Source organism: Pseudomonas fluorescens (genome assembly GCF_040448305.1).
GTDB lineage: Bacteria > Pseudomonadota > Gammaproteobacteria > Pseudomonadales > Pseudomonadaceae > Aquipseudomonas > Aquipseudomonas fluorescens_BH.
Genome location: NZ_CP148752.1, coordinates 1,964,471 through 1,985,913 on the forward strand (window position 1 = coordinate 1,964,471; position 21,443 = coordinate 1,985,913).

General features: G+C 60.4%; 21 protein-coding genes. 4 read left to right on the forward strand and 17 right to left on the reverse strand.

Annotated elements, in window-relative coordinates; all coding sequences use genetic code 11:
- The first annotated feature begins 213 nt into the window (after window positions 1-213).
- The 3 genes from WHX55_RS08970 to WHX55_RS08980 all read left to right on the forward strand — a co-directional run bounded on the left by WHX55_RS08970 (window position 214) and on the right by WHX55_RS08980 (window position 3,267).
- Window positions 214-1,245: an NADP-dependent oxidoreductase gene (locus WHX55_RS08970; protein WP_150724676.1), complete on the forward strand. Its 1,032-nt coding sequence runs from the start codon at window positions 214-216 to the stop codon at window positions 1,243-1,245.
- Window positions 1,246-1,324: 79 nt separating this feature from the next.
- On the forward strand, window positions 1,325-1,927 hold the full coding sequence (gene recR, locus WHX55_RS08975) for a recombination mediator RecR (protein WP_150724677.1): 603 nt from the start codon (window positions 1,325-1,327) through the stop codon (window positions 1,925-1,927).
- Between the two features lie 191 nt (window positions 1,928-2,118).
- Complete coding sequence (locus WHX55_RS08980; RefSeq protein ID WP_353742419.1) at window positions 2,119-3,267, forward strand: acyl-CoA dehydrogenase family protein; 1,149 nt, start codon at window positions 2,119-2,121, stop codon at window positions 3,265-3,267.
- Between the two features lie 142 nt (window positions 3,268-3,409).
- Here the strand turns inward: WHX55_RS08980 and WHX55_RS08985 are convergent, their stop codons facing one another.
- The 9 genes from WHX55_RS08985 to WHX55_RS09025 form a co-directional block, all read right to left on the reverse strand.
- A complete protein-coding gene (locus WHX55_RS08985; RefSeq protein WP_008050206.1) occupies window positions 3,410-3,958 on the reverse strand; it encodes an adenine phosphoribosyltransferase in 549 nt (182 codons plus the stop codon).
- Window positions 3,959-4,038: 80 nt separating this feature from the next.
- Entirely contained in the window at window positions 4,039-4,773 is a 735-nt protein-coding gene (gene fnr, locus WHX55_RS08990) for a fumarate/nitrate reduction transcriptional regulator Fnr (RefSeq protein ID WP_046041331.1), read from the reverse strand.
- Between the two features lie 90 nt (window positions 4,774-4,863).
- A complete protein-coding gene (gene hemN, locus WHX55_RS08995; RefSeq protein ID WP_150724801.1) occupies window positions 4,864-6,246 on the reverse strand; it encodes an oxygen-independent coproporphyrinogen III oxidase in 1,383 nt (460 codons plus the stop codon).
- Window positions 6,247-6,443: 197 nt separating this feature from the next.
- The gene (locus WHX55_RS09000) at window positions 6,444-7,127 is read right to left on the reverse strand and encodes a sulfite exporter TauE/SafE family protein (RefSeq protein ID WP_353742420.1); all 684 of its coding nucleotides are present in this window, start codon (window positions 7,125-7,127) and stop codon (window positions 6,444-6,446) included.
- Window positions 7,120-7,338 (reverse strand): cbb3-type cytochrome oxidase assembly protein CcoS, encoded by a 219-nt coding sequence (ccoS, locus tag WHX55_RS09005; protein ID WP_056721958.1) that lies wholly within the window; start codon window positions 7,336-7,338, stop codon window positions 7,120-7,122. The genes WHX55_RS09000 and ccoS overlap by 8 nt, the downstream gene beginning before the upstream one ends.
- A gap of 22 nt (window positions 7,339-7,360) precedes the next feature.
- Window positions 7,361-9,811, reverse strand: coding sequence for a heavy metal translocating P-type ATPase (locus WHX55_RS09010; protein WP_353742421.1), 2,451 nt, complete (start codon window positions 9,809-9,811; stop codon window positions 7,361-7,363).
- Window positions 9,812-9,955: 144 nt separating this feature from the next.
- Window positions 9,956-10,495 (reverse strand): FixH family protein, encoded by a 540-nt coding sequence (locus tag WHX55_RS09015; protein ID WP_151213272.1) that lies wholly within the window; start codon window positions 10,493-10,495, stop codon window positions 9,956-9,958.
- An 11-nt stretch (window positions 10,496-10,506) separates the two neighbouring features.
- On the reverse strand, window positions 10,507-11,922 hold the full coding sequence (ccoG, locus tag WHX55_RS09020; protein WP_353742422.1) for a cytochrome c oxidase accessory protein CcoG: 1,416 nt from the start codon (window positions 11,920-11,922) through the stop codon (window positions 10,507-10,509).
- Window positions 11,923-12,177: 255 nt separating this feature from the next.
- Window positions 12,178-13,176 (reverse strand): metallophosphoesterase, encoded by a 999-nt coding sequence (locus WHX55_RS09025; protein WP_151213443.1) that lies wholly within the window; start codon window positions 13,174-13,176, stop codon window positions 12,178-12,180.
- Window positions 13,177-13,417: 241 nt separating this feature from the next.
- Here WHX55_RS09025 and WHX55_RS09030 point away from each other — a divergent pair, with 241 nt between their 5' ends.
- Entirely contained in the window at window positions 13,418-14,422 is a 1,005-nt protein-coding gene (locus WHX55_RS09030) for a metallophosphoesterase (RefSeq protein ID WP_151213270.1), read from the forward strand.
- A gap of 70 nt (window positions 14,423-14,492) precedes the next feature.
- Here the strand turns inward: WHX55_RS09030 and ccoP (WHX55_RS09035) are convergent, their stop codons facing one another.
- From ccoP (WHX55_RS09035) to ccoN (WHX55_RS09070), 8 genes are all read right to left on the reverse strand, one after another.
- Complete coding sequence (ccoP, locus tag WHX55_RS09035; protein WP_150758857.1) at window positions 14,493-15,470, reverse strand: cytochrome-c oxidase, cbb3-type subunit III; 978 nt, start codon at window positions 15,468-15,470, stop codon at window positions 14,493-14,495.
- Window positions 15,467-15,652, reverse strand: a complete 186-nt coding sequence (locus WHX55_RS09040; RefSeq protein ID WP_003175465.1) for a CcoQ/FixQ family Cbb3-type cytochrome c oxidase assembly chaperone — start codon at window positions 15,650-15,652, stop codon at window positions 15,467-15,469. Before WHX55_RS09040 ends, ccoP (WHX55_RS09035) begins: the two co-directional genes overlap by 4 nt.
- 5 nt (window positions 15,653-15,657) lie before the next feature.
- Window positions 15,658-16,266 carry a cytochrome-c oxidase, cbb3-type subunit II gene (gene ccoO, locus WHX55_RS09045; RefSeq protein ID WP_009042961.1) on the reverse strand — a complete coding sequence of 203 codons (609 nt, stop codon included), beginning with the start codon at window positions 16,264-16,266 and terminating at the stop codon, window positions 15,658-15,660.
- Window positions 16,266-17,708, reverse strand: a complete 1,443-nt coding sequence (ccoN, locus tag WHX55_RS09050; protein ID WP_008050393.1) for a cytochrome-c oxidase, cbb3-type subunit I — start codon at window positions 17,706-17,708, stop codon at window positions 16,266-16,268. The genes ccoO (WHX55_RS09045) and ccoN (WHX55_RS09050) overlap by 1 nt, the downstream gene beginning before the upstream one ends.
- A gap of 482 nt (window positions 17,709-18,190) precedes the next feature.
- A complete protein-coding gene (gene ccoP, locus WHX55_RS09055; protein WP_150724685.1) occupies window positions 18,191-19,144 on the reverse strand; it encodes a cytochrome-c oxidase, cbb3-type subunit III in 954 nt (317 codons plus the stop codon).
- Window positions 19,141-19,335 carry a CcoQ/FixQ family Cbb3-type cytochrome c oxidase assembly chaperone gene (locus WHX55_RS09060; RefSeq protein WP_353742423.1) on the reverse strand — a complete coding sequence of 65 codons (195 nt, stop codon included), beginning with the start codon at window positions 19,333-19,335 and terminating at the stop codon, window positions 19,141-19,143. Before WHX55_RS09060 ends, ccoP (WHX55_RS09055) begins: the two co-directional genes overlap by 4 nt.
- Window positions 19,336-19,338: 3 nt before the next feature.
- Entirely contained in the window at window positions 19,339-19,947 is a 609-nt protein-coding gene (gene ccoO / locus WHX55_RS09065) for a cytochrome-c oxidase, cbb3-type subunit II (protein ID WP_353742424.1), read from the reverse strand.
- Between the two features lie 10 nt (window positions 19,948-19,957).
- Complete coding sequence (gene ccoN / locus WHX55_RS09070) at window positions 19,958-21,382, reverse strand: cytochrome-c oxidase, cbb3-type subunit I (RefSeq protein ID WP_150724686.1); 1,425 nt, start codon at window positions 21,380-21,382, stop codon at window positions 19,958-19,960.
- Between the last annotated feature and the right edge of the window lie 61 nt (window positions 21,383-21,443).

Below are 21,443 nucleotides of genomic sequence, written 5' to 3' on the forward strand. Positions count from 1 at the left end.
TTTCTGGCTGACAGGGATGCGGTGCCTGTGAAGTCGCCTTCGCGAGCAGGCTCGCTCCCACAGGGGATTCTCGTCGTACACAAATCCACTGTGGGAGCGAGCCTGCTCGCGAAGAATTCACCCCGGTCCAACTGAAAACACATCGAACGCCATACCGCCACAAAGGTCTGCTCCCTATATCACTGAACCTCAACGATCACAGGAGACGCTGCCATGTCCGACCCCATGACCCTCAATCAACGCATTGTCCTGGCTTCTCGCCCGGTAGGCGCGCCAACGCCGGAAAACTTCCGCATGGAACGAGTGGCGCTGCCGGACCTGGCCGACGGTCAGGTGCTGCTCAAGACCGTTTTCCTGTCGCTGGATCCCTACATGCGCGGACGCATGAGTGACGCGCCTTCCTACGCCGCACCAGTGGAAATCGGCGAAGTGATGACCGGGGGCGCTGTCAGCCGGGTCGAGCGGTCGCTCAATCCGAAGTTTCAGGAGGGTGATCTGGTGGTCGGTGCCACCGGTTGGCAAAGCCACAGTGTCAATGACGGTCGCAGCATCATTCCGATTCCCGTGCTGCCAAGCCCTTCGATGGCTCTTGGGGTACTGGGTATGCCGGGCATGACCGCGTACATGGGCCTGATGGACATCGGCCAGCCGAAGGCCGGCGAAACCTTGGTAGTTGCAGCGGCGTCCGGGGCGGTGGGCTCGGTGGTCGGCCAGGTGGCGAAGATCAAGGGCCTGCGGGTGGTTGGTGTGGCGGGTGGTGCGAAAAAGTGCCGTTATGTGGTCGACGAGTTGGGTTTCGACGCCTGCATCGATCACAGGAGCCCGGATTTTGCTGAGGAACTGGCGCAAGCCTGTCCCAAGGGCATCGATATTTATTATGAAAATGTCGGCGGCAAAGTGTTCGACGCCGTGGTGCCGTTGCTCAATCCCAAGGCGCGGATTCCACTCTGCGGCCTGATTGCCTCCTATAACGCCCATGAAGCGCCGAGCGGCCCGGATCGCCTGCCACTGTTGCAGCGCACCTTGTTGACCAAGCGGGTGCGCATCCAGGGCTTCATCGTGTTCGATGACTATGGTGATCGCCAGCCGGAATTCCTCAGCGCCATGGCGCCCTGGGTACGCGATGGCAAGGTGAAGTTCCGCGAAGATGTGGTCGATGGCCTGGAGCAGGCGCCCGATGCGTTCATCGGCCTGCTGGAGGGGCGCAACTTCGGCAAGCTGGTGGTTCGGGTTTCCCGGGACTGAGTAATTGACGCTGCAATTTGACGCTCAACCGAGGCGCGGGTATAAACCGCGTCTCGTTGTTTTGTCGGACTTTTCCACCATGAGCTTCAGCCCTTTGATTCGCCAACTGATCGACGCCCTGCGAATTTTGCCAGGCGTGGGTCAGAAAACCGCCCAGCGCATGGCGTTGCAGTTGCTCGAGCGCGACCGCAGCGGCGGTTCGCGACTGGCGCTGGCCCTGAGCCAGGCCATGGAAGGGGTCGGTCACTGCCGCTTGTGCCGTACGCTGACGGAAGATGATCTGTGCCCGCAATGCGCCGATACCCGTCGCGACGACACCTTGCTTTGCGTGGTGGAAGGCCCGATGGACGTCTATGCCGTGGAGCAGACAGGTTTTCGCGGGCGCTATTTCGTGCTCAAGGGGCATCTGTCGCCGCTCGACGGCTTGGGGCCGGAAGCCATCGGCATTCCGCAGTTGATGGCGCGGATCGAAGAAGCCTGCACGTTCGCCGAAGTCATCCTGGCCACCAACCCGACCGTGGAAGGTGAAGCCACGGCGCACTACATCGCCCAATTGCTCAGCAGCAAAGGCCTGATCGCCTCGCGTATCGCCCATGGCGTACCGCTGGGTGGCGAGCTGGAGCTGGTGGATGGCGGGACGCTGGCGCATTCGTTTGCCGGGCGTAAGCCGATTTCGCTCTGAGTCTTGTGGTGTCTTGACTGACGCCTTCGCGAGCAAGCCCGCTCCCACAATGTGACCTGTATTCGCAGATCAACTGTGGGAGCGGGCTTGCTCGCGAAGGGCGCACCTCGGTCTCGCTGATTCACACAATCCTGTTGAAAACCAAGCAAGCGCTCGGTTAACTTCACTGACCCCTTCAGTGGAGCTCGCCGATGTCAGCCTTTCAGGAATACTTCGACCCCAGCCACCAATTGGTCCGCGACAGCGTCAGACGTTTCGTCGAGCGCGAGATCCTTCCTGATATCGAGCAGTGGGAAGAGGCCGAAAGCTTTCCTCGCGAGCTCTACCTCAAGGCCGGCGCGGCAGGGATTCTCGGCATCGGCTACCCGGAGGCTTACGGAGGCAGCCACGAAGGGGATCTGTTCGCCAAGGTTGCCGCCAGTGAAGAGTTGATGCGCTGCGGCTCAGGCGGGCTGGTTGCCGGCCTGGGCTCGCTGGATATCGGCCTGCCGCCCATTTTCAAGTGGGCCCGGCCCGAAGTGCGTGATCGTGTGCTGCCCCGGGTGCTGTCGGGAGAGAAGATCAGTGCCTTGGCCATTACCGAGCCCGGTGGTGGCTCCGACGTCGCCAACCTGCAAACCCGTGCCGTGCGCGAAGGTGATTTTTACCGGGTCAGTGGCAGCAAGACCTTTATCACCAGCGGCGTGCGTGCGGATTTCTACACTGTTGCAGTGCGAACGGGCGAGCCAGGTTTCGCTGGCATCAGCCTGTTACTGATCGAGAAAGGCACACCCGGTTTCACCGTAGGACGACAGCTGAAGAAAATGGGCTGGTGGGCGTCAGACACCGCTGAACTGTTCTTCGATGATTGCCGGGTGCCTGCAGGAAACCTGATCGGCACACAGAACATGGGCTTTGCCTGCATCATGGGCAACTTCCAGAGCGAACGCCTGGCCTTGGCGTTGATGGCCAACATGACCGCACAACTGGCGATGGAAGAGAGCCTGAAATGGGCGCGCCAGCGCGAAGCCTTTGGCAAGCCGATCGGCAAGTTTCAGGTGATCAAGCATCGCCTCGCCGAGATGGCGACCGCGCTGGAAGTGTCCCGGGAATTCACTTACCGCCAGGCGGCGAAAATGGCGGCGGGGCAGAGCGTGATCAAGGAGATTTCCATGGCGAAGAATTTTGCGACGGATACCGCGGACCGGATCGTCACCGATGCGGTGCAGATACTCGGTGGGCTGGGTTACATGCGCGAGAGTCTGGTGGAGCGGCTGTACCGCGACAGCCGGATCCTGTCGATTGGCGGCGGGACGCGGGAAGTGATGAACGAGATCATCAGCAAGCAGATGGGGCTTTGAGTTTGGCGGTGTAGCGACCGACGCTTTCGTCGGATCGCCGCCCGGAGCAGGCTCGCTCCCACAGTGGATTGCATTCTTTCTGACAGAACGCGGTCGAATGTGGGAGCGAGCCTGCTCGCGATGGCGGTCTGACAGGCGCCGCTTACTTGTCGCTCAACGCAAACTGCGTCAGGCAAAACGTAGGAATGCCCATGTCTTCCAGACGCTGCGAGCCACCCAGCTCCGGCAGATCGATGATCGCCGCCGCTTCATGCACCCGGGCGCCCATGCGGCGGATCAGGTTGGCGGCGGCAATCAGGGTGCCGCCGGTGGCGATCAGGTCATCGAACATCACCACCGAATCCCCCTCGCACAGACTGTCGGCGTGCACTTCCAGGAAGGCTTCGCCGTATTCGGTCGCATAGCCCTCGGCCAACACTTCAGCCGGCAGTTTGCCTTGCTTGCGGAACAGCACCAGCGGCTTGTTCAACTGATAGGCCAGTACCGAACCGATCAGGAAGCCACGGGCGTCCATCGCGCCGATGTGGGTGAAGTCAGCCTCGACGTAACGGTGGGCGAAGCTGTCCATCACCAGGCGCAGGGCGGTGGGCGACTGGAACAGCGGGGTGATGTCGCGAAAGATCACACCCGGTTTCGGGAAGTCGATGACAGGGCGGATGAGGGATTTGATGTCGAAGGAGTCGAAGACCATCGTCGTGGTGTCCTGGCAGGGCTGCAAACAACGAAGTATAACGGCGGCTGAACCCTTTCGCTCAGCCGCAACGTTTTGTTTCAGCCTTCCAGCGAGCCACCGGCCAGGGCGCACAGCTGGATCGGGTCGATAATCCGGATTTCCTTGCCTTCTGCCGCGATCAGTTCGTTTTGCTGGAAGCGGGTAAAGACCCGGGACACGGTTTCCACTGCCAGGCCCAGGTAGTTGCCGATTTCGTTACGCGACATGCTCAGGCGGAACTGATTGGCGGAAAAACCCCGGGCGCGGAAACGTGCCGAGAGGTTGACCAGGAAGGTGGCGATGCGTTCGTCGGCGGTCTTTTTCGACAACAGCAGCATCATTTGCTGGTCGTCACGGATTTCGCGACTCATCACCCGCATCAACTGACGGCGCAACTGCGGCAATTGCAGGGCCAGTTCGTCGAGGCGTTCGAAAGGAATTTCACACACCGAGGTGGTTTCCAGGGCTTGTGCCGACACCGGGTGCTTTTCGGTGTCCATGCCCGACAGGCCGACCAGTTCGCTGGGCAGGTGGAAGCCGGTGAGCTGTTCTTCACCGGTGTCGCTCAGGCTGAAGGTCTTGAGGGCGCCAGAACGGACTGCGTAGACAGAATCGAAGGTATCGCCCTGGCGGAACAGAAATTCGCCTTTTTTCAGCGGCCGGCCACGTTTGACGATTTCGTCCAGCGCATCCATGTCTTCCAGATTCAGCGAAAGTGGCAGGCAAAGAGGGGCCAGGCTGCAATCCTTGCAATGGGCTTGATTATGAGCGCGCAGTTTTACTGGCTCGGACATTTCTTCAATCCTTGTGGGAATTCACACATAAGACGTAAGGGTAACTCACCATAGGATATCGAGGCCAGTCTGGGGCGCTTGCTTGCAGAATTAGATTACCCGTGAAAAGCGCTGGCGACTGTGTTGTTCCAGGTATGCGTCGAACACCATGCACACCGAGCGCACCAACAGTCGCCCGGCGGGCAGGATGGTGATCCTGTCGCGATCGAGTTCGATCAGCCCGTCTTTGGCCATGTCTTGCAGTTGGGGCCAGAGAACGCCGAAATAGCCCTGGAAGTCGATGTTGAAGGCCTGTTCGATGTCAGCGTATTCGAGACTGAAATTGCAGATCAATTGCTGGATGACCGCGCGCCGCAGCCGGTCATCGGCATTGCACAGCAGGCCGCGGCTGGTGGCCAGTTGCGACGTGGCAAGGACGTTCTGATACTCGGTCAGGTCGCTGCTGTTCTGGCAGTACAGGTCACCGATCTGGCTGATCGCCGACACGCCGAGGCCGATCAAGTCGCAATGACCGTGGGTGGTGTAGCCTTGGAAGTTGCGTTGCAGCGTCGATTCTTCCTGGGCAATCGCCAGCTCATCGTCGGGCAGGGCGAAATGGTCCATGCCGATGTAGCGGTAGCCAGCGCTGATCAGTTGCTCGATGGTGCTCTGCAGCATTTCCAGTTTCTGCGCAGGCGTGGGCAGTTCATTGCTGTTGATGCGCCGCTGCGGCATGAAGCGTTCCGGCAAGTGGGCGTAGTTGAACACCGATAGCCTGTCCGGTTGCAGGTTGATGACCTCTTCGACGGTGCGGGCGAAATTCTCCGGCGTCTGTCTCGGCAGGCCGTAGATCAGGTCGATATTGATCGAGCGAAACTGCAAGGTGCGGGCGGCATCGATCACCGCGCGGGTTTCTTCCAGGCTTTGCAGGCGATTGACTGCACGCTGCACCGCCGGGTCGAGGTCTTGCAGGCCAATGCTGACCCGATTGAAACCCAGTTCGCGCAGCAGGCCCATGGTCGACCAGTCGGCCTCGCGCGGGTCGATCTCGATGCTGTAGTCGCCGGAGTCGTCGTCCAGCAAATTGAAGTGTTTGCGCAACTGCGCCATCAACTGGCGCAGTTCGTCGTGGCTGAGAAAGGTCGGCGTGCCGCCACCGAAGTGCAGTTGCTCGACTTTCTGCGTGGGGTCGAGGTGGCAGGCGATCAACTGGATTTCCTGTTCCAGGCGCTGCAAATACGGCTGCGCCCGCCCGCGATCCTTGGTGATGACCTTGTTGCAGGCGCAGTAATAGCAAATGTTCGCGCAGAACGGCACGTGCACGTACAGCGACAAGGGGCGTTGGGCCTTGCGGCTGTCGCGCAGGGCATGAAACAGGTCGAAGGTGCCGACCTGGCTGTTGAATTGCACGGCAGTCGGATACGAGGTGTAGCGTGGTCCCGCCAGGTCGTAACGGCGGATCAGATCGGTGTCCCAACGAATGGCGTCGAGCATCATGCGGGCATTCCCCGGATAGGCTGGCAGTGTCAGCCACTTTATGCGAGGGCGGGGTGGGGCATCTTGATTTGCATCAAGGTCAGAATCTTTGTCGTTTGTGAGGGCCTCATCGCGAGCAAGCTCGCTCCCACAGGTTTTGTGTACACAGCGACCCCTGTGGGAGCGGGCTTGCTCGCGAAGGGCGCGCCGCCGATCTAGTGCCCCATGAGCCAATGCTGATGCGGCCCCGGCAAGGTCCAGATGCCGAACAGCATCACCAGCAATCCGCCCGCCATCCGTACGCTGCGTTTGCGCAACAATGCGGTGGTGCGCTCGGCGGCAAGGCCTGTCGCCAGCAGCACCGGCCAGGTGCCGAGCCCGAACGCGAGCATCAACAATGCACTGTCCAGCGCGTTGCCCTGGCTGGCCGACCATAGCAAGGTGCTGTAGACCAGACCGCACGGCAGCCAGCCCCAGAGCGCGCCCAACAGCAGCGCACGCGGAACGCTCGACACCGGCAGCAACCGGTTGGCGACTGGCTGGATATGCCGCCACAGGCCGCGACCGAGGCTTTCGATACGGGTCAGGCCGCTCCACCAGCCGGCCAGGTACAGGCCCATGGCAATCAGCAGCAACCCGGCGAGAATACGCAGGAACATCGCCGCCGGGCTGCTGGCCACGGCCCATCCGGCCAGGCCGATCAGCAGTCCGGCGCAGGCATAGCTCAGAATCCGGCCCAGGTTGTAGGCCAGCAACAGGCGAAAGCGGCGGCTGCGTTGCTCCTTGGGAATCGCCAGGGTCAGCGCACCCATCAAGCCGCCGCACATCCCCAGGCAATGGCCGCCGCCGAGCAAACCGAGGATCACCGCAGACACCAGCAGTGGCGCCAATTCAAGCATGGGGCGGGGCCTTGTCGTCCGTTTTGGCCGGTTGGCCGCTGGCCTCATCGACGGCGGCGGTGTGGTTCGGGTCCTGGTCGTCGAACAGGATGCTGTGGGCCGGGCCGTCGAGGTCGTCGTACTGACCGCTGTCCACCGCCCAGAAGAAGATATAGACGGCGATGGCCACGATCAGCAACGCAGCGGGAATCATCACGTAAAGAGCTGGCATCTGGACTCCATGCCCGCGCGGCTCAGGCCGGCAGCGGGCGGGTTTCTGGCGTGGCGCAGAGGGCGGGCGCGCTCGGCATGCGAGTCAGGCGCAGCGCATTCAACACCACGGTCAACGAACTGATCGACATGCCCACCGCCGCCCATACCGGGGTGATCCAGCCGAGGGCGGCGAAGGGCAACATGAGGCCATTGTACAGCCCGGCCCACAACAGGTTCTCGATAATGACCCGGCGGGTGCGTCGTGCCAGGCTGAAGGCTTGCACCAACGCGTCGAGGCGGTTGGACAGCAACACGGCATCGGCACTGGTTTTCGCCAGATCGGTGGCCGAACCCATGGCGACGCTGATATCCGCAGCCGCCAGCACCGGCACGTCATTGACCCCGTCCCCCAGCATCAACACCTTGCGGCCTTCTTTGTGCAGTTGTTGCAGGACTTGCAGTTTATCGTCCGGACGCAAGCCGCCACGGGCTTCATCGATGCCCAGTTCCGCCGCCACGCTGGCGACCATCGGCGAGCTGTCGCCAGACAACAGCAGCGTGCGCCAGCCTCGCGCCTTGCACGCGGCCAGCAGCGCGGGCGCATCGGCCCGCAAGCGATCATCGAGGACAAACCAGGCCAGCGGCCCCTGGCTGTCGCCAAGCAGCAGCCATTGGCCGGCTTCTTCGGGCATCGACGGCACCACGGCGCCGCTCAGTTCGCAGACGAAACGCGGTTGGCCGATGCGCAGGCGTCGCCCATCAACCAGTCCCTCCAGGCCAAGGCCCGGTGTGCTGTGGACTTCTTCGGCAGCCATCGGCGCACGACCGAAAGCGCGGGCGATCGGGTGTTCGGAGCGGTTTTCCAGGGCGGCGGCGAGGCTCAGGCATTGATCGCTGTCGAGCGTGCCGAGGGGGCGGATAGAACGCAGCGCCAGGCGACCTTCGGTGAGGGTGCCGGTCTTGTCGAAAATCACCGTGTCGATCTGGTTCAGGCCTTCCAGGACATGGCCGCGCGTCAACAGCAGCCCTAGTTTGTGCAATGTACCGGTGGCAGCAGTGAGTGCAGTCGGCGTCGCCAGCGACAGGGCGCACGGGCAGGTCGCCACCAGCATCGCCAACACAATCCAGAAGGCTCGTGAGGCATCCAGCTGCCACCACAACAGGCCAATGGCCGCAGCAGCGATCAGCGACAACAGCAGGAACCATTGCGCGGCGCGGTCGGCGATTTCCGCCAGGCGCGGTTTTTCGGCCTGGGCACGATCGAGCAGGCGAACGATGGCCGAAAGGCGAGTGTCCTGGCCCAGGGCCTGGACCTCGACGGTCAGTGCGCCTTCGACGTTCAGGGTGCCGGCGGTGACCGCGTCGCCGAGGGTGCGTGGTTGTGGCAGGTATTCGCCGGTCAGCAACGACTCGTCGACACTCGACTGGCCGTCGAGGATCTTGCCGTCAGCCGGGAGAATGGCGCCAGGATGAACCAGCACCTGATCGCCAATGCGCAGTTCACTGAGCAGAATGCGTTCGCTCTGGCCATCGGCTGTCAATCGCAGGCACGAGGCGGGCAACAGATTCACCAGCTGCGCGGTCGCGGCGGCAGTGCGCTCGCGGGCGCGCCGCTCCAGATAACGCCCGGCCAGCAGGAACAGGGCAAACATGCCGACGGCATCGAAATACAGTTCGCCAACCCCGGTGATCGACGTCCAGATCCCGGCAATGTAGGCGCTGCCGATGGCCAGCGACACCGAAACGTCCATGGTCAGGTGGCGGGTGCGCAGATCGCGCATGGCGCCTTTGAAGAACGGCGCGCAGCTGTAGAACACAATCGGGGTGGTGAGAAACAGCGCGACCCAGCGCAGGATGGTGTGCAGTTCGGGGCTGAGGTCGATGTTGAATTCAGGCCAGGTGGCCATGGTTGCCATCATCGCCTGGAACCACAGCAGCCCGGCCACGCCGAGCTGGCGCAGGGCCAGGCGGTTTTCGCTGGCCAGTTGTTCGCTGGCGCGGTCGGCCTGATACGGGTGTGCGGCGTAACCGATGTGACGCAGTTCGCTGAGGACCTGGCTCAGCGGTAATTGCCCGTCGGCCCAGCGCACGTGCAGGCGATGGTTGGACAGGTTCAGGCGCGCTTCGGCCACGGCCGGCAAAGTGCGCAGGTGTTTTTCGATCAGCCAGCCGCAGGCGGCGCAGCTGATGCCTTCCATCAAGAGTGTGGTTTCGGCGAGTTCGCCTTCGTGGCGAACGAAGGGTTGCTGCACATCGGCACGGTCGTACAGCGCCAGTTCATCCACCAGTTGCACCGGCAGCGCTTCGGGGTTGGCCGAGGCTTCACTGCGGTGCTGGTAATAGCTCTCCAGGCCGCCGGCGACAATGGCCACGGCCACGGCCTGGCAACCCGGGCAGCAGAATTCGCGGGGTTGCCCGAGGACCGCAGCGGTGAAGCGGCTGCCGGCCGGGACGGGCAGGGCGCAGTGGTAGCAGGGGAGTGGGGTGGTCATGAGGTGGAGTCTACATCGTCCGGGAGGGCCTCATCGCGAGCAGGCTCGCTCCCACATTTGATCGGTGTCGTGCACAGGATTCGGGTGCACAGGAGATCCACTGTGGGAGCGAGCCTGCTCGCGAAGCGCGAAGCGCAGGCTTTTTTATTTCTTCAGATCTTCGGCACCTTGCAGCGGTTCGTCACCCAGCAGCAGATCCTTGTCATGGCCGACCAGTTCTTCTTCGAACATGCGCCAGATGTGCTCGTCTTGAGTACCGAGCAATTCGACAAAACGCCGGCCTTCGATCTTGTCGCTCAACTGGCCGATGTAGCGGCCCTGTTCGGTTTCGCTGCGGGTCAGGGTGATCTTGCGATCCTTTTCCGGCTGGGTCGGCGAGATCAGGTTCAGCTCCAGGGTCCCGGGCTGGCTGTCGCCGCTCAGGCGCAGGTCAACCTCGCCGGTCATGCCGTCGAGATGAACGCTGGCGCGCATTTTCAGGGTCTGGGCCAGCAGCTCACGGTCGAGGGAGCGGTTGATGCCTTTGCCGGCCTCGTAGTAGTTGTCATTGACCAGGTTGTCCGGGTTCTTCACCGCGATGGTCACCATGGACAAGGTCAGGGTCACCGAGCAGGCCAGGATCCCGATGATGATCCACGGCCAGAGGTGCTTGTACCAGGGACTTGCGGCAGTTGCTGCGGGCATGTTCAGTTCTCTCAACGATTCTGTGGGCCGATGAACCGGCTCTTGGCTTCAATGTGGACGCTGTCGTCATCGGCGTCCTTGAGGATGAATTTCACCTCGTTGGTGCTCGACGGCAGTTTTTCCGGTGCGACGGACAGCTCGGCAGGCTGGCTGACGATCTCGCCGGCCGCGACCTTGATCTCGCGTCGGCCCTGCATTTTGAGATCCGGCAGGCCGGAGGCTTCGAGCAGGTAGGTATGGTCGCGCTGGTCCTTGTTCATGATCTTCAGGCTGTAGACGTTTTCGATCCGGCCTTCGGCGTTCTCGCGGTACAGCACGCGGTCCTTGCTGACATCGAAACCCACCAGCGCACGCATGAAGAATGCCGTCACCAGCAAGCTGATCATCGCCAGCAGCACGATGGCATAACCAATCAGGCGCGGACGCAGTTTATGGGTTTTCTGCCCGGACAGGTTGTGCTCGGTGGTGTAGCTGATCAGTCCGCGCGGGTATTCCATTTTGTCCATGATGGCGTCGCAGGCATCGATGCAGGCGGCGCAACCGATGCATTCGATTTGCAGGCCGTCGCGGATGTCGATGCCGGTCGGGCAGACCTGGACGCACATGGTGCAGTCGATGCAGTCACCCAGGCCCTGGGCCTTGTAGTCGATACCTTTTTTACGCGGTCCACGGCCTTCGCCACGGCGCGGATCGTAGGAAACGATCAGGGTGTCCTTGTCGAACATCACGCTCTGGAAGCGTGCGTACGGGCACATGTAGATGCACACCTGTTCGCGTAACCAGCCGGCATTGCCGTAAGTGGCGAGGGTGAAGAAGCCGACCCAGAAGTACGACCAGCCATCCGCCTGGCCGGTGAAGAATTCGAACACCAGTTCGCGGATCGGCGAGAAGTAGCCGACGAAGGTCATGCCGGTGACGAAGCCGATCAGCAGCCACATGGTGTGCTTGCTGAACTTGCGCAGGAACTTGTTGGCGCTCATGGGCGCCTTGTCGAGCTTGATGCGTTGGTTGCGGTCGCCCTCGGTGACTTTTTCGCACCACATGAAGATCCAGGTCCAGACGCTTTGCGGGCAGGTATAACCGCACCAGACCCGTCCGGCGTACACGGTGATGAAGAACAGGCCGAACGCGGCGATGATCAACATGCCGGACAGCAGAATGAAATCCTGGGGCCAGAAGGTGGCGCCGAAAATGAAGAACTTGCGCTCCGGCAGGTTCCACCACACCGCCTGATGACCGCCCCAGTCCAGCCACACCGTGCCGAAATACAGCAGGAACAACAGGGCTCCGCCGGTCATCCGCAGGTTGCGAAACAGGCCGGTAAAGGCGCGGGTGTAGATTTTTTCCCTGGAGGCGTAGAGGTCGACGCTGTTGTTCGCGTTCCTGGCGGGTGGAGTGACGTCGTGTACCGGAATCTGGTTGCTCATCATTGCATCCCACGGCAGTGGAAAAGTGCCTCGGTCAGTACGTGCCGACCGCGGTCAAAAAGGGGTGTTGCAGTGGCGCAATGATACGCCTGTCGCTCTAGCCTGCGGGTGCGACCTTTGGTCGCGTTGGGAGAAAGCCGCGGATGGTGTAGCGAATGTAACAAAACATGATGCAGGTCAATTGACATCCGCAGTATAGCTGCCCGGTTGTCGGGCATCGACGCCATCAGGTCCTCCGATGGCGTCGCGGCGGTTTTATTTAACCGGGACGGTATGGCTGGCAACCGGATTGCGCCAGTCATTGCCGGCGATGACGTTGACGGTGAGGTGCTTTCTGTCGGGGGAAAAACTGGCCGACAACCAGCTTTGCCTGGTCGCCGAGCCACTCATGAAGAGTGGCGTATCACCATAGATGTAGTTGCTGGCCGGGTACCTTCCGTTCTGCCTGTTTGCATCGGCGGAAAACACGGCGGTCACGCGATAGTCCTCGAGCATCCGGGAAAACCTCATGATTTCGCGCTCCTGGACCGGCCAGTTAAACGGCTGGTGCAAGTTCAGCAGAATGATTTTGCCCTGGGCACGAGCACGTTGCAGGTCGCGCTCCAGCCAGTCCAGTGAGGCGTTGATCTCGTAGGCGGTCGTATTGAAAAGCGACTGAGTGGAAAAGTTGATGGAGTAGGTGGGCTCGTTGTGCAGTTGGACCAGGTGAACATCGCCGTAGTCCCTGGAATACGCCAGGCTGCCGTACCAGGTCTTCGTGAAAACAGATGCCCTGGCGGAAAGGTCCATGGTGGCGACTTTGCCCCAGTAGCGATTCTTCAGGTCTTCGACGCTCCCGGCGGCGCAATCGGGGCAAGCTGCGACATTGAAGTCATAGTCGTGATTGCCCAGGCCATAGTCGTAAAGGTTGTTGAGTTTGTCTTGCAGTACCGAATGGACGTAGGCGCGTTCTCCGGGATGCCCGGAAGCGGTCAGGTTGCCATTGATCATCACCGGGACGGTGGCAGCTCCCCCAAGTTGGTTCCTGAAGTCGGCGATGCTGCTGTACTGGGCGTCGATCAGCCATTTTGATCGCGCTTCCTTGTCCGCCGCGGATTCGTGTTCTTTGTTATCGGATTTTTCACTGGAGGGATACTTCGGCTCCGAAGCAAACACCAGGTGTTGTGGCTGGGATTGGCTGGCGGTCGAGTACATGACGGGAGCACAGGCTAATACCAGTAAGGAAAGTAGTTTGCAGCTATTTGAAATGCTCATGGAAGTCCATTTCCGTTTTATTGAGGTTGTTTGTTTTGCAGCACGGGGGCAGGTGAATGTATGTGACGGTTTTTGCTGAAGCAATCTGGCGTTGATGTTTTGTTGATAAGACATGTTTCCATTATTTACTGGAAATCTGCTCTATTGGTTTTGTCATTTGGTTTGTTCGTGTAGGTGGTTAGTGTCTGGCAGGACGCCGCTGCTGCGGACTAACTATTAATTATTGATGAAATGGATTTTTATGAACTTACATGGAAAATATGGTTTGCTGGTGGCGACTGCGTTCTCGTTGCTATGTCCCCTGCTTCTTGCCGTTGCAGCAACCGAAACACCGAAGCATCTGGTTCTGGTCTCCGATCCGCAGTACCCCTGGACCGATCTCACCGATGAAGGGCTTCCAAGCAACGATGCGCGGGCGAAGGAGTTGGTAGAGTTGCAATATTCCGACATTGCAGATTTCAGGAGGCACAATGGCGGTGCATCCCGTATCCCCGTGATGATCAATGGCGATATCACTGCGTTCGGTCATGGTGGTGAACGCTCGTATATGAAAGCGGTATTCGAGAGGAAACTTGAAGGTATTTATGATTATGGGCTGGGTAATCATGATTACGCGAATAACGTTGACGACTGTTTTCTGAATGATTGCGCCGCGGGCAGTATCGTCGAACTCAAGGAACGTTATTGGGGGAAGGTCGATTCAATGGATCTTGGAATTAGAAGCTCAGGTCTGGGAAAGATTTATTATGGCAGCCTTGCCTATTCGAAGAGCTTCGGTGATGTGCATATGGTGCAGTTGCATAACGAGCCGACCTACGCTGTGGAGTTTTCGTCCGGAAATCCACTGGGACCGACCGCTTTTGAGATCACGCCTGCACTCGATTGGCTTGAGCGGGATTTAAGAAGTGCCCGCCAGCAGGACAAGGTCATTATTCTTAATATGCACAAGGTGTATGACTGGAACGGAACGAGCGAGCAGATCGCCAGGTTTCAGCAGATGATCGAAACGTACCGGGTGACGGCGATTTTTGGTGGACACGATCACTGGGGTGCCGGCAGCTGGTTCGATTGGGGAAAATCTGAGCGTTTTGGTGATGTGCCCGTATTTCTTAGCGGTTCGGCTTCTCAGCAAACGTATCTTATTGCCAGTTTTTCCGATGACAGGCAGTCGCTCGCCATTAGCGTTGTTAGAGGCAACAACTGGCCAAGTCGCAAGGTCGTCCAGACGATACCGGTCATGAAATAGGCATCGAGAACAAAACGGCCCCGCCAATTCACATTGGCGGGGCCGTTTTTTGTTGCTTCAAGCGTTTGCCTTACTTGGCGTCCGCTGCCTTCTCACCGTGAGACAGGCTGTAGACGTAAGCGGCCAGCAGGTGAACCTTGTCGTTACCCTGCATTGCCTCTTGCGCAGGCATCTGGCCCTGACGGCCGTAACGGATGGTCTGCTGCAGCTGAGCGAAGCTCGAACCGTAGATGAACGCTGCCGGGTGAGTCAGGTCAGGTGCGCCCATCGCTGGCGTGCCCTTGCCTTCCGGACCGTGGCACGCCACGCAGTTGGAAGCGAACAGTTTCTGCCCGGCAACCGGGTCGGCCTTGGCGCCTTCCGGCAGCTTGCGGCCATCGAGGTTGGTCAGGATAAACGCGGCCACGTCGGCCACGCCTTGCTCGCCGATCACTTCAGCCCACGCAGGCATCACCGCGTGACGGCCGCCCATGATGGTGGTCTTGATGGCTTGCGCGTCGCCGCCCCAGCGCCAGTCGGTGTCGGTCAGGTTAGGGAAGCCGTAGGCGCCCTTGGCGTCGGAACCATGGCAAACCGAGCAGTTGGAGGCGAACAGGCGGCCACCCATCTTCAGGGCTTGCGGATCCTTGGCCACTTCTTCGATTGGCATGGCCGCGAACTTGGCGAAGATCGGACCGAACTTGGCGTCCGACCTGGCCATTTCCTTTTCCCACTCGTGAACGCCGGTCCAGCCGGTCTGGCCGTTGGCGAACGCGGTCTGCTTCTCGTTATCGAGGTAGTTGTAACCCGGCAGCAGGCCTTTCCAGTTGCCCAGGCCCGGGTACAGCACCAGGTAGCCGAGGGCGAAGATGATGGTGCCCACGAACAGCATGAACCACCATTTCGGCAGCGGGTTGTCGTACTCCTCGATCCCGTCGAAGGAGTGACCAACCGTCTCGTCGGTTTGCTCGGCGCGCTGGCCCTTGCGGGTGGACAGCAGCAGCCAGGTCAGGGCGAAGATGGTGCCGAGACTGAGGACTGTGACGTACAGACTCCAGAATGTAGTCATTCTTTGTTACTCCTAGAAGCTTGCTCGACGTGCTTGATGGCTTCGGGATCATCCGCGAAAGGCAGCAAGGTCGCGTCTTCAAACTCCGACTTGCGCTTGGGACTGAACACCCACAGTGCCAGTCCGATGAAGGCCACCATCACGACAACGGTGCCCAGGCCACGAATCATCCCGATATCCATCCAATTCACCGTTTGCTTTTGATGATGGTGCCCAGGCCTTGCAGATAGGCCACCAGCGCGTCCATTTCGGTTTTGCCCTTCACAGCATCCTTGGCGCCGGCGATGTCTTCGTCGGTGTAAGGGACGCCGAGCGTGCGCAAGACTTCCATTTTCTTGGCGGTGTCTTTGCCGTCGAGCTTGTTTTCCACGAGGAACGGGTAGGCCGGCATTTTCGACTCGGGCACTACGTTGCGCGGGTTGTACAAGTGCGCACGCTGCCAGTCATCGGAGTAACGACCGCCGACACGGGCCAGGTCCGGACCGGTACGCTTGGAACCCCACAGGAACGGGTGGTCCCAGACGCTTTCACCGGCGACCGAGTAGTGGCCGTAGCGTTCGGTTTCGGCACGGAACGGACGGATCATCTGCGAGTGGCAGCCGACACAACCGTTGGCGATATAAACGTCCCGGCCTTCCAGTTCAAGGGCGGTGCGGGGCTTCATGCCCTCGACCGGCTTGTTGGTGACATCCTGGAAAAACAGCGGAACGATCTGGGTCAGGCCGCCGATGCTGACGGCGATGACCATGAAGAAGGCCAGCAGGCCAATATTCTTCTCGACTGCTTCATGCTTCATCAGTGAGCTCCAACTACGGCAATCTGTTCGGCGGCTTTGGCTTCAGCCGGGTTCGAGGCGCGTACGGTACGGAATACGTTGTAGGCCATGAACAGCATGCCGGTGGCGAAGAATGCACCGCCCAGGGCACGGACGATGAAGCCCGGGTGGCTGGCTTGCAGCGCTTCGACGAACGAGTAGGTGAGGGTGCCGTCATCGTTGATTGCACGCCACATCAGGCCCTGGGTGATGCCGTTGACCCACATCGAAGCGATGTAGAGCACGGTACCGATGGTCGCGAGCCAGAAGTGGGTGTTGATCAGGCCGGTGCTGTGCATCTGCGCACGACCGAACAGTTTCGGGATCATGTGGTAGATGGCGCCGATCGAGATCATCGCAACCCAGCCCAGAGCGCCGGCGTGTACGTGGCCGATGGTCCAGTCGGTGTAGTGCGACAGGGAGTTCACGGTCTTGATGGCCATCATCGGGCCTTCGAAGGTCGACATGCCGTAGAACGCCAGGGAGACGACCAGGAAGCGCAGGATCGGGTCGGTGCGCAGCTTATGCCAGGCGCCCGACAGGGTCATCATGCCGTTGATCATGCCGCCCCAGCTTGGCGCCAGCAGGATAATCGACATCGCCATGCCCAGGGACTGTGCCCAGTCCGGCAGTGCGGTGTAGTGCAGGTGGTGCGGACCGGCCCAGATGTACAGGGTGATCAGTGCCCAGAAGTGCACGATCGACAGGCGATAGGAGTAGATCGGGCGTTCGGCCTGTTTCGGCACGAAGTAGTACATCATGCCCAGGAAGCCGGTGGTCAGGAAGAAACCCACGGCGTTGTGGCCGTACCACCACTGGATCATCGCATCCGTCGCACCCGAGTAGGCCGAGTAGGACTTGAACAGGCTGACCGGCAGCGACATGTGGTTGACGATGTGCAGCATCGCGGTCACGACGATGAACGCGCCGTAGAACCAGTTACCCACATAGATGTGCTTGGTCTTGCGCTTGACGATGGTGCCGAAGAACACCAGACCGTAGGTGACCCAGACAATGGCCAGCAGAATAGCCAGGGGCCATTCCAGTTCCGCGTATTCCTTGGTGGTGGTGAAACCCATCGGCAAGGTAATGATCGCGCCGACGATCACCGCTTGCCATCCCCAGAAGGTGAAGGCGGCGAGGCTGTCGGAAATCAGTCGCGTTTGGCAGGTTCGCTGCACGACGTAATAAGAAGTGGCAAACAGTGCACATCCACCGAAGGCGAAAATCACCAGGTTGGTGTGCAGCGGGCGCAGGCGTCCAAAGCTCGTCCATGCCAGACCGAAGTTCAACTCCGGCCAGACCAGTTGCGAGGCAATGAAGACACCGAGCCCCATGCCAAGGATCCCCCAGACCACCGTCATGATGGCGAACTGGCGGACTACCTTATAGTTATAAGCAGTCGGACTGATTGCTGTGCTCATTCTAAGGTTCCACGGTTTGGGTGTTTTATTAGGATTAAAAATCGGCCGCAAGTATGGAGAAAGCAAGGGGTCATTGCAACGCGCCATGACCTGGGTCAATGCTTTCAAAAGCTGATTCTGCGGCCTTTCCATGCGCCGCGTAAGGACAAATTTGCCCGCGGGCAAAACATCCCGGCGGACTGATCAGGCGAGGGGGTCAGGTCGGATGTAACGGGGTGTGTTCAAACGCAACGTTTGGCTGACCGAAGGCAATTGGTGCGACAGCCGGTATCTACCAGCCTTTGCGGCCTGTCATCGGGCAGATTCGTCGAACACATCGTTCAGGGTCGACCTGGAACCGGCACCGGCCAGTCCGCATCGGGGGAAGCTTAGACCCGAATCAGGTGATCCGAAAGAAAGTCTGTGCGGGGGTGCGACAATGGGTCGCAAAGGGGCAGGGAACTGCCGCATCCGGGAGAATGCGGCAGCAGAGCGGTCGGGATTTATTTGCGGTTGTCTTCAGCCTGCAGGCGCTCGGTATTCAAACCGTGGGACAGGCTGTACACATACGCGGCCAGCAATTGCACCTTGTCATTGCCCAGCAGTTCATTCTGCGCCGGCATATGGCCTTGGCGACCATGCCGAATCGTCTGTTCAAGCTGCGTCAGGCTTGTACCGTAAATGAAGCCGGCAGGATGCGTCAGGTTCGGCGCGCCCATGGCTTCGGTGCCCTGGCCGTTTGCCCCATGACAGGCGACGCAGGTGGTGCTGAACGCTTGCTGTCCGGCCTGCAGGTCGGCTTTGCTGTCGGCAGGCAATGGCAGCTTGGCCAGGCCATGGCGCACATAAGCGGCGACGTTCTTCACACCGTCTTCCCCCAGGACTTCACCCCATGCCGGCATCATCGCCATCCGGCCACCCATGATGGTGGTCTTGATGGTTTCTGCATTGCCGCCCCAGCGCCAGTCGCTGTCGGCCAGGTTGGGGAAGCCGAATGCACCCTTGGCGTCCGAGCCGTGGCACACCGAGCAGTTGGAGGCAAACAGGCGGCCGCCCATTTTCAGTGCCTGCGGGTCCTTGGCCACTTCTTCCACGGGCATCGCCGCGAACTTGGCGAAGATCGGCCCGAACTTCGTGTCGGCCTTGGCCATTTCCTTTTCCCATTCGTGCACGCCGGTCCAGCCATTTTCGTAGCCGGGGAGGATGCCTTTCCAGTTGCCCAGGCCCGGATAGAGGATCAGGTAGCCGACGGCAAACACCAGGGTGCCAACGAACAGCATGAACCACCATTGCGGCAGCGGGTTGTCATACTCCTCGATGCCGTCGAAGCTGTGGCCCATGGTCTGGTCGACACTGCCCTTGGTTTCGCCCTTGCGGGTGCTGAGCAGCAACCAGGTCAGGCCGATCAGGCTGCCGATGGTCAGTACGCAGATCCACGTACTCCAGAAGGTGGTCATGGCCGGGTACTCCTTGTTGCTGATTCTTCAGTGATGTCGGGTTGTGGTTCGTCGGCGAACGGCAGCAGGCGCGCTTCGGCGAATTCCGGGCCGCGCTTGCCGTTGAACACCCACAGCGTCATGCCGACGAAGGCCACGAATACGACGACGGTGCCAAGGCCACGGATCATTCCAGTGCTCAATTCAAACATTGCTCACCTCTTGCTCTTGATCGCAGTGCCGAGCACTTGCAGGTAGGCGACCAGTGCATCCATTTCGCTCTTGCCCTTGAGCGAAGCGACGGCGCCGGTGATGTCCTCGTCGGTGTACGGCACGCCCAGGGTGCGCATGGCCTTGATCTTGGTTTCGGTATGACTGCTGTCGACCTGGTTGGCCACCAGCCATGGATAGGCCGGCATCTTCGACTCCGGCACGACGTTGCGCGGGTTGTACAAGTGCGCGCGGTGCCAGTCATCCGAGTAGCGCGCGCCGACACGGGCCAGATCCGGCCCGGTACGTTTCGAGCCCCACAGGAACGGATGATCCCAGACGCTTTCGCCGGCCACTGAGTAGTGCCCGTAGCGTTCGGTCTCGGCGCGGAACGGACGGATCATCTGCGAGTGACAGCCGACGCAGCCTTCGCGGATATAGATGTCGCGACCTTCCAGTTGCAGCGCGGTGTAGGGCTTCATGCCTTCCACCGGTTTGTTGGTCACGTCCTGGAAGAACAGCGGGACGATCTGGGTCAAGCCGCCGATGCTCACGGCCAGGATCATCAGCAGCAGCAACAGGCCGACGTTTTTCTCGATAGTTTCGTGTTTCATGGCGGACTCCTCAGGCCATCTGCGCGGCAGCGGCGGCTTCGGCAGGCTGCGAGGCCCGCACGGTGCGCCAGGTGTTGTAGGCCATCAGGAACATGCCGCTGAGGAAGATCGCGCCACCCACCAGCCGCACGACGAAGCCAGGGTGGCTGGCCACCAGGGTTTCGACGAAGGAGTAAGTCAGCGTGCCGTCCTCGTTCACCGCACGCCACATCAGGCCCTGGGCGATGCCGTTGACCCACATCGAGGCGATGTACAGCACGGTGCCGATGGTGGCGAGCCAGAAGTGCGCGTTGATCAGGCCGATGCTGTGCATCTGCTCGCGGCCGAAGACTTTCGGGATCATGTGGTACAGCGCGCCGATGGAAATCATCGCCACCCAACCCAAGGCACCTGCGTGTACGTGGCCGATGGTCCAGTCGGTGTAGTGGGAGAGGGCGTTGACTGTCTTGATCGCCATCATCGGCCCTTCGAAGGTCGACATGCCGTAGAACGCCAGCGACACCACGAGGAAACGCAGGATCGGGTCGCTGCGCAACTTATGCCAGGCGCCCGACAGGGTCATCATGCCGTTGATCATCCCGCCCCAGCTCGGTGCCAGCAGGACCAGCGACATCACCATGCCCAGCGACTGCGCCCAGTCCGGCAGCGCGGTGTAGTGCAAGTGGTGCGGGCCAGCCCATATGTACAGGGTGATCAGTGCCCAGAAGTGCACGATCGACAAGCGATAGGAGTAAACCGGGCGCTCGGCCTGTTTCGGCACGAAGTAATACATCATCCCGAGGAAACCTGCGGTGAGGAAAAAGCCTACGGCGTTGTGCCCGTACCACCATTGCACCATCGCGTCGGTGGCGCCGGAGTACAGCGAGTAGGACTTGGTGAAGCTGACCGGCAATTCCATGTTGTTGACGATGTGCAGGATCGCCACGGTGACGATGAACGCACCGAAGAACCAGTTGCCGACATAGATGTGCTTGGTCTTGCGCTGCATGATCGTGCCGAAGAACACGATGGCGTAGGCGACCCAGACGATGGTGATCAGGATGTCGATCGGCCATTCCAGCTCGGCGTATTCCTTGGAACTGGTGTAGCCCAGCGGCAGGCTGATGGCCGCGAGCAGAATCACAAGCTGCCAGCCCCAGAAACAGAACGCGGCGATTTTCGGTGCGAACAGCTGAGTCTGGCAGGTACGTTGTACTGAATAAAACGAACTGGCGAACAGCGCGCAGCCACCAAAGGCGAAGATCACCGCGTTGGTGTGCAGCGGGCGCAAGCGGCCGAAGCTGGTCCACGGCAAATTGAAGTTGAGTTCGGGCCAGACCAACTGGGCAGCGAGAAAAACCCCGAGCCCCATACCGACGATGCCCCACACCACCGTCATAATGGCGAATTGGCGGACCACCTTGTAGTTGTAGGCGGTACTGATAGAAGTGTTCATGGTTCCCCATCCACGGTTCAGCCGAAGTGAGCGCACTCGCGCAAGGCAGCGCACCCTTCGG